The following is a 12,843-nucleotide window of genomic DNA, read 5'->3' as shown; positions in this document are numbered from 1 at the left end:
TTTTCTGGCATTCCCCACGCCTCCGCTTGCCTACCATCATCGCATCGAGCGGGATCAATGGCGGATGGAGATAAGGATGAAGGTTCTTTCAGGAATGCAGGCGGACGCAGTGCACGAATTGAATGGCGACGCGTTGGCGTCCGGCGAGCAGGTAGTCGCGGACGGCGACATCGAGTTGACCTACCGGGGGATTACGCTTCGATTGATGCCATTGCTGTTCATCTGCTGCGTACTAAACCATATCGACCGTATCAACATCGGATATGCGCAACTGCAGATGAGGTCCGAACTGGGCTTTTCTGCCGCAGTGTATGGCATCGGGGCCAGCATGTTCTATGTGGGCTACCTGCTGTTCGAGATACCGAGCAATCTTGTCATGCAGAGGATTGGTGCCCGCAAGACCCTCTTGCGAATCATGTTGCTCTGGGGCTTGGCGTCGACCGCAACGCTGCTTGTCAGAACCCCGATGGAGTTCTATATCGTCCGCTTCCTGCTCGGCGTCTTCGAAGCAGGATTCTTTCCCGGCGTCGTGCTCTACCTTACGTTCTGGTACCCACCAGAGCGACGCGCCAGGATCATCGCCATGCTCATGGCAGCCGGAGTTGCCGCGGGCATGATCGCAGGTCCGCTGTCAGGATGGATCATCCAGAACCTCAACAGCCTGTGGGGCCTGAAGGGATGGCAATGGATGTTTGTGCTGCAGGGCCTCCCGGCTTCCTTGCTAGGCATTATTGCCTACTTCTACCTGACAGATCAGCCGGAGCAGGCCACGTGGCTGAGTGAAAGGCAACGCCAATTGGTTGCTTCGCATACGGCCCTTGTGCCACATCAAACGCCGGCATCTGGAGGCGGCGGGATCCGCGGCATATGGCGACTGCCGTCGTTCTTCGCGCTTGGATACCTGTACTTCGCGATTAGCTGTGGCGCCTACACGCTCAGCTTCTGGCTACCAGAGATGATTCATGGCTGGGGAGTCTCGAACGTACAGGAAGTCGGTTTCTACTCGCTCATTCCGTACTCCATCGGCATGCTGGCCATGTTTTGGGTCGCGCGTCGGTCGGATGCGCGCCGCAGTCACAGGCAGAGCTTTGTCATCGCCACTTGCGTTGCAGCGCTCGGACTTGCTGCGACAGCTTGTACAACAGGCAGCCTGTGGATGTCGATGACCCTTGTTTCGGCAGCGACCGCTGGTGTTGTATCGGCGTTCCCGGTCTTCTGGGCAATTGCGACCAGCGTCTTGCCGAAGAACGTGGCCGCTGTAGGGATAGCCGCAATAACGACCCTTTCGGGCCTGGCCGGAGTGCTTTGCCCAGCTTCGATGGGCTTGCTGAAGACAGCAACAGGAAGCACTTCAATTGGATTGTATGTCCTTGCGGCGCTGCTGGTCTCAGCCGGCGTAGTCATGTCGCGGCTTCATGGCGTGGATCGCGCTTTGCCTTCGACCGCCCCTAGTCGTCGAACGACATGAGAACGTCCATGGAAACGATCTCGACGTGCCCGTAGCGCAAGGCAACGGCACCTTGCGCAGCCATCGCCTTGAGTTCAAGAGCAAGTGTCTGGCGCGAAATGCCAAGCATCATGGCGAGCGTATCCTGGGAAACAGGGATTTTCGCCCGATGCTCGGCAGCCAGAGTTGCGTCACCACGAGCAAGACGCATCAAACGACGGGCGATCCTTGTACGAGTGGAATGGAGCGTCGCGTCTTCGAGCATCTGATAGAGCAGGCTCGTGTGCTGGCACAGCAGTACGGCGATGGCTCTCGCAAACACGGCGTTCTGCATAAATGCATTGAACGCTTCAGGGCTGAGCTTCAGGACAAGAGCGGCCTCGACCGCGGTAACGTCAAAAGCGCTTGGCCACCCGGTAATGGTGGACATTTGTCCGAACCAGTTGCCTTGCTCGAGGATGACGAGGATGCCTTCCTTGCCGTCACTGCGGACGCTTGATGCCTTCAAGCGTCCGTCAACGATACCGAAGAAGCCGGCCGGCGGATCGCCGCGCCGGAACAATGACTCGCCAACGGCGAGTCGTACCTGGGTACTGTTTCCCACCAGGTTTTGTCGCTCGGCCATGGGCAGCGATTGAAACCACGGGTTTCCGGACATTTTCTCAATGAGGGGCGCGTTGAGATCCATGATGGGGCAGTCGAAAGCGCTTAATGAATCCTGCAATTGCAAGACATCTTACAGACTGGCGAGACGGTCCGCTCGTAGCATGCGAGCACGCTGCACCGCAGTAGCGGTTTGATTGAAGCCAGGACGGTCTGCGGTTCGAGTTCACGGCCGGCCCTGCAATGACCCTTCATCGTGGAGTGACATCATCATGCGTATGCAAATCGGGACTTTCCTTGCCCGCAGACTCAAGGAGGCGGGTGTACGTCACGTTTTTGGCGTGCCTGGCGACTTTAACCTGTCGTTCCTTGAGCAGATCCAGGATGCTCCTGGTATCGAGTTCGTCGGAAACTGCAATGAGCTGAATGCCGCCTATGCTGCGGACGGGTATGCCCGTACTTCGGGCCTTGCGGCGTTTGTCACCACCTTTGGGGTCGGAGATCTCGCCGCCATCGGAGGCATCGCGGGAGCGTACGCCGAGAACGTGCCAGTCGTACATATTACGGGCGCGCCGCCGCTCCACGCAGTCAACAGTGGTGCGCTCGTCCACCATACGCTGGTGGACGGCGATTACGAGAACATCAGCCGCTGCATGTCCGAGTTCACCGTTGCCCAAGCGCGTATCACGCCTGCCAACGCCGCATACGAGATCGATCGGGTATTGCGATCCTGCTGGCTGGAGCGCCGGCCCGTACACCTGCAGTTACCGTCGGATGTCACCCACATCGTCGTTGAAGTGCCGAGCACGCCACTCTTGCTTGCCGATCCTGCGAGCGATCCGGAGCAACTCCGCGTCGCGATTCAGCGCATTGTCGAAGCGCTCGACGCCGCCCGCGCTCCCGTGTTGCTTGTCGACGCAGACGCGGATCGTTTTGGCGTGACGGACCTTATCGTCAAGATCGCGGAAAAGTGTGCCATCCCATGCGTATCGCTCATGCCGGCGAAGGGCGCAATCGATGAAACTTGCAGCCACTATATCGGCAGCTACGCCGGTGCCGCGAGCGCCGCATCAGTGCGCCACGTTGTCGAGAACACGGACTGCCTGATCGGCGTGGGCCTGCGCTTCACCGACTCGAGCACGGCGCTATTCTCGCAGCGAATCAATATGGAGTCCTTTATCGATCTGCGCCGGCACGATCTGAGTATCGGTACGACCCAGATGCCGGGCGTCACGCTACGGGACGTACTCGCCGGAGTTCACGAGAGTGCGAAGTCCAATTCCCGACCGCTCGCGGGTGAGTTGTCTGCCCCTGCGAACCTCACCGATCCGGCGCCGGTATCCGACGATGCCCCCCTGACGCACGCCACACTCTGGCCTCGCGTCCGCCGGTTCCTGCAGCCCGGTGATGTGATCGTGGGCGAAGCCGGCACTGCGCATGCGGGGCTTGTTTCGATGAGCTTGCCGGCGGGCGCAAGTTACATTGCGGCGCCAACGTGGGGCGCTGTCGGCTTTTCGTTGCCGGCGCTGTTCGGCTCGCATGTGGGTGCGTCGTCGCGGCGGCACCTGCTTTTCATCGGCGACGGCTCGTTCCAGTTCACTGCCCAGGAACTGTCTTCGATACTGCGCCGAGGCTTGAAGCCGGTAATCTTCCTGCTGAACAACGGCGGATACACGATAGAGCGGATGATCCTGGGAGAGAACTCCGCATATAACGATGTCGACAACTGGCGGTATACGGACCTGGCCCGTGCCTTCGACCGGCACGACAGGTCGCTATCGATCGAGGTGCGCACGGTAGGCGAGCTGGACGTGGCGCTCGGCCGCGCCGAATCCGCGGACTGTCTTGTTTTTGTCGAACTGAACCTGCCGAAGATGGACGCGCCCGCGCTATTGAAGCAGTTTGCCGGCCACCTGGCCAACTTCGACTATGGCGAGTGCGGTCCGAGGAATTCTGCGCCTGACCTTACACAAGGAGCAAAGGCACCCGCTCACCGCGCGCATGGCGAAAGGGTTGGAGCGTGACACTCGCCATCAGCCAACGGGAGACACCATGAAGGGCATTGCCAACCAGAACGAAGTCCTTGCCATCGAAACGCAAGGCATGCCGGCGGACCTGCCTCACAGTACATACGAGATGATCTGCCGTGGCGCGGCCATCAATCCGTCGGCGCCAGCGCTCTCGTACTTTCCTTGCGCCGACGCATTTCGCGATATCGAGTGCTGGAGTTATGGGGAACTGATCCGGGACATCACGCGGACGGCAAACATGTTCGGCAGGATCGGTGCAGGGCCGCGTTCAGTGATCGGGTATGTTCTCCCCAACTTGCCCGAAACGCATTTGGTGATCTGGGGTGGGCAAGCAGCGGGTATCGTTTGCGCTATCAGTCCGCTTCTCGAAGGCGAGGCGATCGCCGAGTTGCTCGGCGCAGCCGGTGCCAGCGTCCTTGTGACGCTGGCACCTTTCCCCGGGGCCGACCTTTGGCAAAAAGTGCAGCCCGTTCTGCACAAGATCCCGTCCTTGCGGCATCTTGTGCTCGTGAATATGGCTGATCGCGTGCCAGGTCCACGGCGTTTCGCCGACCGAATGGCGGCGGAGGATGGCGCGCTGGGTCGCGCGGTCCCGGCGCACCTCCAGTTGCACGACTTCGGTACCACCATCGCGCGTGAATCGGGAACCAGGCTTGACAGCGCTCGCCGTTTCAACGCCGGCGACTCGTCGTCTTACTTCTGTACGGGCGGTACCACTGGTATGCCGAAGATTGCCATGCGATGTCATGGTAATGAAGTCGCCAACGCCTGGAGCGCGGGCCAGTTTTTCGGGGAAAGCATCGGTCCTGGCAAGACGATCTTTTGTGGCCTTCCGCTTTTCCATGTCAATGCCGTCATGGCGACTGGCTTACTGCCTTTCTCCAGAGGTGCTCACGTCATACTCGGAACGCCTCATGGTTTTCGCGGTGAAGGTGTGGTCCAGCGATTCTGGGAGATCGTAGCGCACCATCGCGTCAACTTCTTCAGCGCGGTGCCAACGCTCTATGCTTCGCTTCTGGACGTCCCGGTCAACGCGCACGATATCAGTTCACTTGAATATGGCCTGTGTGGCGCTGCGCCGATGCCAGCCGAAGTTTTCCGCACTTTTCAGGAACGAACGGGAATCCGGATCCTTGAGGGCTATGGTCTGACAGAGGGGACGTGCGTAAGCGCAGTCAATCCTCCGAACGGCGACCGCAGGCTCGGCTCGATCGGCCTGCGCGTCCCGGGTCAGGAAATGAAAGCGGTTGTTGTCGATGATGCCGGCCGGTACGTGCGTGACTGTTCCATCGGTGAAGTGGGGCTGCTGGTCATCTCGGGAGCGAACGTGTTCGGCGGCTACTTGCGTGACGAACAGAGCGAGAAGCTCTGGCTCGAACTGGGCGACGGCAGGCGCTGGCTCAACACCGGAGACCTGGGGCGTTGCGATGCCGACGGCTATTTCTGGCTTGTCGGACGCATGAAGGACCTGATCATTCGGGGTGGCCACAATATTGATCCCACCGCAATCGAGGAGCCACTTCATCGCCATCCGTCGGTCCAGATCGCCGCCGCCGTGGGTCGCCCCGACGTGTACGCGGGCGAGTTGCCAGTGGCATATGTGCAGCTCAGACCTGGCTCCACGGCGACTGAGTCCGAGCTCGCCGAGTTCATCCGCGCCGAAATCGGTGAGCGTGCCGCGTTGCCCAAGCGAATCAGGATCGTCGACAGGATTCCGCTCACGGGTGTCGGCAAGATCTTCAAGCCGGAACTGAGGCGGCGCGAGGCCGCTGACGTGGCGCGCTTGGCGCTTGCCGAAGCGGGGATCGATTGTGAGGAAGTCATGGCGACCACAGCCGCGCCGGGCGGAATCCGGATTTCTGTCGAACTCCACGCTTCCAATCTCAAGCAAGCTGCTGCAGTGCTTGGGCGTTACCCGTTCGAAATCGGCATCTCGGTTGCACCGGACGGTACAACATCTACAACTGGCGAGGAGCGATAATGACCCGTTGGAGACTTTTCTTTTTGTTGTCGGCCTTGGTGGCGCTGGTAGCGGCGTTGTCATACACATTGGCACCCGACCCGCTGCAAGCGTTACAGGATACGGTACGCGCAACTGCACGAGTATCGTTTGTTCTGTTTCTGGTCGTGTTCACGGCGTCTTCGCTGGCGAAACTTGTGTCATCGGCTCTGACGCGAGCGTTGGTGCGTGAGCGACGCTATCTCGGGCTGTCATTCGCCTTCGCTCATTTTCTGCATGCGTTAGCAATCCTCGTCTACAGCAGCACGGCGCCCGAAGCCTTCTGGTTGGGGCGCTCGCCTGCGAGCAACGTCCCTGGCACGATCGGCTATGTAGCTATTCTATTGTTGACGATCACGTCGTTCGAAACTCCGATGCGCCTTGTCGGCCCGGACAACTGGAAGAGATTGCATCTCACTGGTGTCTGGGTCATCGCGATCATATTCGCAAGCTCCTTCCTGACTCGCTTCCCGCAACATGCCGGCTATGCGGTGCCCGGTATGATAATGCTGGCTGCAATGCTTCTGCGTGTCGCAGTACAGTTCGGGAACGCTCGCGGGAAGGGCGCGGCAGTATTCACGTCCGACCATCGCGGAAGTTCTAGGGATTCTGGCCGTATGTCGGAGCCTGACGTCCGAACGGTAAGGGACCGGTAGCCATACGTGTTCCTGCGCTAAGGCATCGAGCGTGGCGCGGCCTGTGTTGTCCCAATGAAGCTTAACCAGACGGGAACGCTGACCGAAACGTCCTGTGGCCATCGCGCCGGTTGGCCGCCAGCCGCGAGACGGCGTCCCCTCACAAGCGCTTCAGGGGCCGGAACGGTAAATAACCGCAGCCGAAGCTGCGGTTATCCTTCATTCCCCAGTATGACCAACCGCCATCAAGCCTGCCCTCGTAGCGGCCGCGCCAGACATTCGCCTCAGTCCGAGGGGAAATGCTCCGCAGCAGTCCGATCAAGCTGCAGCTTGATCAAGAGGATTCGCAATTCTCTCTAGCCTTTGTCATCCGAAGGCCTTCACCAGCTGCCGCTGCCCAGTGGGTTCCGACCGGGACGGGACGGATGGCTCTCTAATCCCAGCCAACCCTCCTGGAACCTCAGGCCACCCGCCGCCCGGGCATCAGCCCCCCGTACTCCCTCCCCAGAAACTCCGCAGTGTGCTCCAGCAAATAGGCGCGGCAGCTCTCGCTGGCCGGCGACAAACGCTTGCTGGACATATGCGCAACATGCCAGATGCGCTCGATCGGCGTGCCGGCCACGTCCAGCAGCCCGATCTCGCCGGTGCGCAGCTCCAGTCCCAGCGTGTGCAGCGACAACAGGCTGATGCCCATGCCGGCCATCACGGCCTGCTTGATGGTCTCGTTGCTGCCCAGGGTGATCACCTTGGCCGGCGTGAACAGGTGGTCCCGGAACATGTACTCCGCCACGGTGCGGGTGCCTGAACCCGGTTCGCGCAGCAGGAAGGTCTCGTGACGCAGTTCCTGCAGGTCGAACCCCTTTGCATCGTGTAACGGGTGCCGCGGCGAGGCCACCAGCACGTGCGGATGCGCGGCGATGGGTTCCGACACCGCATCCAGTTCGCGCGGCGGGCGGCCCATCAGCGCGAGGTCGATGGCGTTGTCCTGCAGCAGCCGCAGCAGCGTTTCCCGGTTGCCTTCGGCGATGCGCAGATCCACGCCCGGGTGCAGCGCGGTAAAGCCGGCCAGCAGCTTGGGGGCGAAGTACTTCGACGTGCTGATCAGCCCGATCGTGATCGAGCCCTGCTCGACGTCCTTGACCGCCTGCAAGCCTTCCTCGGCGTCCTTGACCTCGCCGAGGATCCGGGACGCATGGTGCAGCAGGCGGTCGCCGGGCTCGGTCAGCGTGAGCTGCCCCTTGACCCGCTCGAACAGCGCCATGCCGACCACGGATTCAAGCTGCTTGACCTGCATCGAGACCGCAGGCTGGGTCAGGTGCAGTTCTTCGGCCGCGCGCACGAAGCTGGCGTGCCTGGCCACGGTGACGAAGATCTGCAACTGGCGAAGGGTAAGGGCGCGCAGGAAGGACGACATGGGCGGTTGGGGGCGGCTTTGGATGGTCCCGTGATGTGCAGCTTGGTCCGCACTTAAGGGATTGCTTATACAGGGGCTAAGAATATCTGAATTTACCTTATGTGGGTGGGCTTATATCTTTGCATCAACGCAGCAGCCAAGACGCTCAACCACGCAAGGAGACAAGCATGAACGCACCTGAATCGGTCCAAGCCAAGCCGCGCAAGCGCTACGACGCCGGCGTCATGAAGTACAAGGAAATGGGGTACTGGGACGGCGACTACGAGCCCAAGGATACCGACCTGCTGGCGCTGTTCCGCATCACGCCGCAGGACGGTGTGGATCCGGTCGAGGCCGCCGCCGCGGTTGCCGGCGAGTCCTCCACCGCCACCTGGACGGTGGTGTGGACCGACCGCCTGACCGCCTGCGACATGTACCGTGCCAAGGCCTACCGGGTCGACCCGGTGCCCAACAACCCCGAGCAGTTCTTCTGCTACGTGGCCTATGACCTGTCGCTGTTCGAGGAAGGCTCGATCGCCAACCTGACCGCGTCGATCATCGGCAACGTCTTCAGCTTCAAGCCGATCAAGGCGGCGCGCCTGGAAGACATGCGCTTCCCGGTCGCCTACGTGAAGACCTTCGCCGGCCCGTCCACCGGCATCATCGTCGAGCGCGAGCGCCTGGACAAGTTCGGCCGTCCGCTGCTGGGCGCCACCACCAAGCCCAAGCTGGGCCTGTCGGGCCGCAACTACGGCCGCGTGGTGTATGAGGGCCTGAAGGGCGGGCTGGACTTCATGAAGGATGACGAGAACATCAACTCGCAGCCCTTCATGCACTGGCGCGACCGCTTCCTGTTCGTGATGGACGCGGTCAACAAGGCCTCGGCCGCCACCGGCGAGGTCAAGGGCAGCTACCTCAACGTGACCGCCGGCACCATGGAAGAGATGTACCGGCGTGCCGAGTTCGCCAAGTCGCTGGGCTCGGTCATCATCATGATCGACCTGATCGTCGGCTGGACCTGTATCCAGTCCATGAGCAACTGGTGCCGCCAGAACGACATGATCCTGCACCTGCACCGCGCGGGCCATGGCACCTACACCCGGCAGAAGAACCACGGCGTGTCGTTCCGCGTGATTGCCAAATGGCTGCGCCTGGCCGGTGTCGACCACATGCACACCGGCACCGCGGTGGGCAAGCTGGAAGGCGATCCGCTGACCGTGCAGGGCTACTACAACGTCTGCCGCGATGCCTACACCCATGCCGACCTGTCGCGCGGGCTGTTCTTCGACCAGGACTGGGCTTCGCTGCGCAAGGTGATGCCGGTGGCCTCGGGCGGCATCCACGCCGGCCAGATGCACCAGCTGATCAGCCTCTTCGGCGACGACGTGGTGCTGCAGTTCGGTGGCGGCACCATCGGCCACCCGCAGGGCATCCAGGCCGGCGCCACCGCCAACCGCGTTGCGCTGGAAGCGATGGTGCTGGCGCGCAACGAAGGCCGCGACATCCTCAACGAAGGGCCGGAGATCCTGCGCGATGCCGCGCGCTGGTGCGGACCGCTGCGGGCTGCGCTCGATACCTGGGGCGACATCAGCTTCAACTACACGCCGACCGACACCTCGGACTTCGCGCCCACCGCGTCGGTGGCCTGAGCCCTGGCGCGACGCCACCAAAGCACGACGAGCGAACCCAAAGAACGAGAGGACATCATGCGTATTACTCAAGGCACTTTCTCCTTCCTGCCCGACCTCACCGACGCGCAGATCACCAGCCAGCTTGAATACTGCCTGAACCAGGGCTGGGCGGTCGGCATCGAGTACACCGACGACCCGCATCCGCGCAATACCTACTGGGAGATGTTCGGCCTGCCGATGTTCGACCTGCGCGATGCCGCCGGCATCCTGCTGGAGATCAACAGCGCGCGCAGCACCTTCCCCAACCACTACATCCGCGTCACGGCCTTCGATTCGACGCATACGGTGGAGTCGGTGGTGATGTCGTTCATCGTCAACCGTCCTGCGGACGAGCCCGGCTTCCGCCTGGTGCGACAGGAAGAGCCCGGCCGCACCATGCGCTACTCGATCGAGAGCTACGCTGTGCAGGCACGCCCCGAGGGCAGCCGCTACTGAGCGGCGCCGGCGATTTCCTGACTGTGCAATCCCACGGTTGCGCCGCCGCAAGGCCGCGCACCCGGGGGGGAGTTGCGCCTCGAATCTTTCGAGCCGGATGCTCGATTGATCCTCACGGAGCCTGCCATGTCCGCACCTGAAACGACCGCACCGCTGCAGCCGCCGGCCGCTCCGGCCGGATCGCTGGCCGAGTCGCTGGCCAGCTCGGGCATCACCGAGCTGCTGGCCCAGCTTGACCGCGAGCTGATCGGGCTGAAGCCGGTGAAAGCGCGCATCCGCGATATCGCCGCCTTGCTGCTGGTGGACAAGCTGCGCGCCGCGCGCGGTTTCAGCGCCGGTGCGCCCAGCCTGCATATGTGCTTCACCGGCAATCCCGGCACCGGCAAGACCACCGTGGCCATGCGCATGGCGCAGATCCTGCACCAGCTGGGCTACGTGCGCCGCGGCCACCTGGTGGCGGTGACCCGCGACGACCTGGTCGGCCAGTACATCGGCCATACCGCGCCCAAGACCAAGGAGATCCTGAAGAAGGCCATGGGCGGGGTGCTCTTCATCGACGAGGCCTACTACCTCTACCGCCCGGAGAACGAGCGCGACTACGGCCAGGAGGCCATCGAGATCCTGCTGCAGGTGATGGAGAACAACCGCGACGACCTGGTGGTGATCCTGGCCGGCTACAAGGACCGCATGGACCGCTTCTTCGAGTCCAACCCGGGCATGTCCTCGCGCGTTGCCCACCACGTCGATTTCCCCGACTACCAGCTCGACGAGCTGCGCCAGATCGCCGACCTGATGCTGTCCGAGATGCAATACCGCTTCGACGACGAAAGCCGGGCCGTGTTTGCCGACTACCTGGCCCGGCGCATGGCGCAGCCGCACTTTGCCAATGCCCGCAGCGTGCGCAATGCGCTGGACCGCGCGCGCCTGCGCCATGCCTCGCGCCTGCTGGACGATGCCGGCACGGTCGTCGACGACCATACCCTGACCACCATCACGGCGTCTGACCTGCTTGCCAGCCGCGTGTTTTCGAAGGCCGCGCCGGACGCACGGACGCCGGCCAAGGAGTAAGCCATGCAAGCCCTGATTTTCGATGTCGACGGCACCCTGGCCGATACCGAAAGCGCGCACCTGCAAGCCTTCAACGCCGCCTTCGCCGAGGTCGGCCTGGACTGGCACTGGGACGCGCCGCTCTACACGCGCCTGCTCAAGGTGGCCGGCGGCAAGGAGCGCCTGATGCATTACTGGCGCATGGTCGACCCGGAAGAGGCCCGCGGCTGCAAGGTGAAGGAAACCATCGACGCCGTGCACGCCATCAAGACCCGCCACTATGCCGAGCGCGTCGGGGCGGGCGGCCTGCCGCTGCGCCCGGGCATTGCCCGCCTGATCGACGAGGCCGGCGAGGCCGGGCTCCCGCTGGCGATTGCCACCACCACCACGCCGGCCAACCTCGACGCGCTGCTGCAGGCGCCGCTTGGCGCCGACTGGCGCCGTCGCTTTGCCGCCATCGGCGACGCCGGCACCACGGCCATCAAGAAGCCGGCGCCCGATGTCTACCTGGCGGTGCTGGAGCGGCTGGGCCTGGAAGGCGGTGACTGCCTGGCGATCGAGGACTCGGCGAACGGCCTGCGCGCCGCCCGGGCGGCCGGCATTCCCACCGTGGTCACGCCCTCCGCGTTCAGCGCGCAGGACTCCTTCGAGGGCGCGCTGCTGGTGCTGCCGCATCTTGGCGATCCCGGCGAGCCCATGCCCCAGCACCTGCCCGGCGCGGCAAATCGCTGGGCCGACCTTGCCGCGTTGCGCGCCTGGCACCACGGCACCCTGATCGAGGCAACCTGACATGCATGCCACTGAACCCAACACCGGCCATGGCAGCCAGCGTGCCATCCGCCTGGCGCCATCCATCCTGTCGGCCGATTTCGCGCGCCTGGGCGAAGAGGTGTGCGCGATCGAGGCCGGCGGCGCAGACCTGGTGCACTTCGATGTGATGGACAACCACTATGTGCCCAACCTGACCATCGGCCCGCTGGTGTGCGAGGCGATCCGGCCGCTGGTCTCCATCCCCATCGACGTGCATCTGATGGTGGAACCGGTCGATGCGCTGATCCCGCTGTTCGCCAAGGCCGGCGCCAACATCATCAGCTTCCATCCGGAGGCGAGCCGCCATGTCGACCGCACCATCGGCCTGATCCGCGACCACGGCTGCAAGGCAGGCCTGGTGCTCAACCCGGCCACGCCGCTGGGCTGGCTGGACCATACGCTGGACCAGCTCGACCTGGTGCTGCTGATGAGCGTGAACCCGGGCTTTGGCGGCCAGGCCTTCATTCCGGGCGTGCTGGACAAGGTGCGCCAGGCACGCGCGCGCATCGACCGGCAGGTGGACGCCGGCGGGCGGCCGGTCTGGCTGGAGATCGACGGCGGCGTCAAGGCCGACAACATTGCCGCGATCGCGCGAGCGGGCGCCGACACCTTCGTTGCCGGCAGCGCCGTGTTCGGCGCGCCCGATGCCGACGGCGGCTACTCGAGCATCCTTTACCGCTTGCGCGAGGCCGCCACGGTCACGTAGCCCGCCCCGCACCGGCACCACACAAGAATGCATAGCCAATCTATAGG

11 protein-coding genes are annotated in these 12,843 nt (G+C 63.0%); 9 read left to right on the top strand and 2 right to left on the bottom strand.

Annotated features, from left to right (window positions below; genetic code table 11):
* Positions 1-76 precede the first annotated feature (76 nt).
* Entirely contained in the window at positions 77-1,468 is a 1,392-nt protein-coding gene (locus AC3WRI_RS03720; RefSeq protein WP_439671829.1) for an MFS transporter, read from the top strand.
* On the opposite strand, the gene AC3WRI_RS03715 is transcribed toward AC3WRI_RS03720, so the two are convergent.
* On the bottom strand, positions 1,449-2,135 hold the full coding sequence (locus AC3WRI_RS03715) for a Crp/Fnr family transcriptional regulator (protein ID WP_011617208.1): 687 nt from the start codon (positions 2,133-2,135) through the stop codon (positions 1,449-1,451). The two genes, AC3WRI_RS03720 and AC3WRI_RS03715, sit on opposite strands and share 20 nt — an antisense overlap.
* Positions 2,136-2,322: 187 nt before the next feature.
* Here AC3WRI_RS03715 and AC3WRI_RS03710 point away from each other — a divergent pair, with 187 nt between their 5' ends.
* Genes AC3WRI_RS03710 through AC3WRI_RS03700 form a run of 3 tightly spaced genes read left to right on the top strand, consistent with a single transcriptional unit; the run spans position 2,323 to position 6,735 of the window.
* Complete coding sequence (locus AC3WRI_RS03710; RefSeq protein WP_492292605.1) at positions 2,323-4,074, top strand: alpha-keto acid decarboxylase family protein; 1,752 nt, start codon at positions 2,323-2,325, stop codon at positions 4,072-4,074.
* A 28-nt stretch (positions 4,075-4,102) separates the two neighbouring features.
* Positions 4,103-6,061, top strand: coding sequence for an acyl-CoA synthetase (locus AC3WRI_RS03705; protein ID WP_492292603.1), 1,959 nt, complete (start codon positions 4,103-4,105; stop codon positions 6,059-6,061).
* Positions 6,061-6,735: a ferric reductase-like transmembrane domain-containing protein gene (locus AC3WRI_RS03700; protein WP_492292602.1), complete on the top strand. Its 675-nt coding sequence runs from the start codon at positions 6,061-6,063 to the stop codon at positions 6,733-6,735. The genes AC3WRI_RS03705 and AC3WRI_RS03700 overlap by 1 nt, the downstream gene beginning before the upstream one ends.
* Before the next feature lie 439 nt (positions 6,736-7,174).
* Here the strand turns inward: AC3WRI_RS03700 and AC3WRI_RS03695 are convergent, their stop codons facing one another.
* The gene (locus AC3WRI_RS03695; protein ID WP_010809288.1) at positions 7,175-8,128 is read right to left on the bottom strand and encodes a LysR family transcriptional regulator; all 954 of its coding nucleotides are present in this window, start codon (positions 8,126-8,128) and stop codon (positions 7,175-7,177) included.
* 167 nt (positions 8,129-8,295) lie between these two features.
* On the opposite strand from AC3WRI_RS03695, the gene AC3WRI_RS03690 reads away from it, so the two are divergent.
* The 5 genes from AC3WRI_RS03690 to rpe all read left to right on the top strand — a co-directional run bounded on the left by AC3WRI_RS03690 (position 8,296) and on the right by rpe (position 12,796).
* On the top strand, positions 8,296-9,756 hold the full coding sequence (locus AC3WRI_RS03690) for a form I ribulose bisphosphate carboxylase large subunit (protein ID WP_010809289.1): 1,461 nt from the start codon (positions 8,296-8,298) through the stop codon (positions 9,754-9,756).
* Between the two features lie 57 nt (positions 9,757-9,813).
* Positions 9,814-10,233 (top strand): ribulose bisphosphate carboxylase small subunit, encoded by a 420-nt coding sequence (locus tag AC3WRI_RS03685; protein WP_492292600.1) that lies wholly within the window; start codon positions 9,814-9,816, stop codon positions 10,231-10,233.
* Between the two features lie 126 nt (positions 10,234-10,359).
* The gene (gene cbbX / locus AC3WRI_RS03680) at positions 10,360-11,301 is read left to right on the top strand and encodes a CbbX protein (RefSeq protein ID WP_492292598.1); all 942 of its coding nucleotides are present in this window, start codon (positions 10,360-10,362) and stop codon (positions 11,299-11,301) included.
* 3 nt (positions 11,302-11,304) lie between these two features.
* A complete protein-coding gene (locus AC3WRI_RS03675) occupies positions 11,305-12,069 on the top strand; it encodes an HAD family hydrolase (RefSeq protein ID WP_492292597.1) in 765 nt (254 codons plus the stop codon).
* Position 12,070: 1 nt separating this feature from the next.
* Positions 12,071-12,796, top strand: a complete 726-nt coding sequence (gene rpe / locus AC3WRI_RS03670; protein ID WP_010809293.1) for a ribulose-phosphate 3-epimerase — start codon at positions 12,071-12,073, stop codon at positions 12,794-12,796.
* Positions 12,797-12,843: the final 47 nt, after the last annotated feature.

The sequence above is a fragment of the Cupriavidus sp. FW305-27 genome (assembly GCF_058787995.1).
Note: the sequence above shows the minus strand (reverse complement) of the source record. Positions and strands in the feature narration are given on the sequence as shown.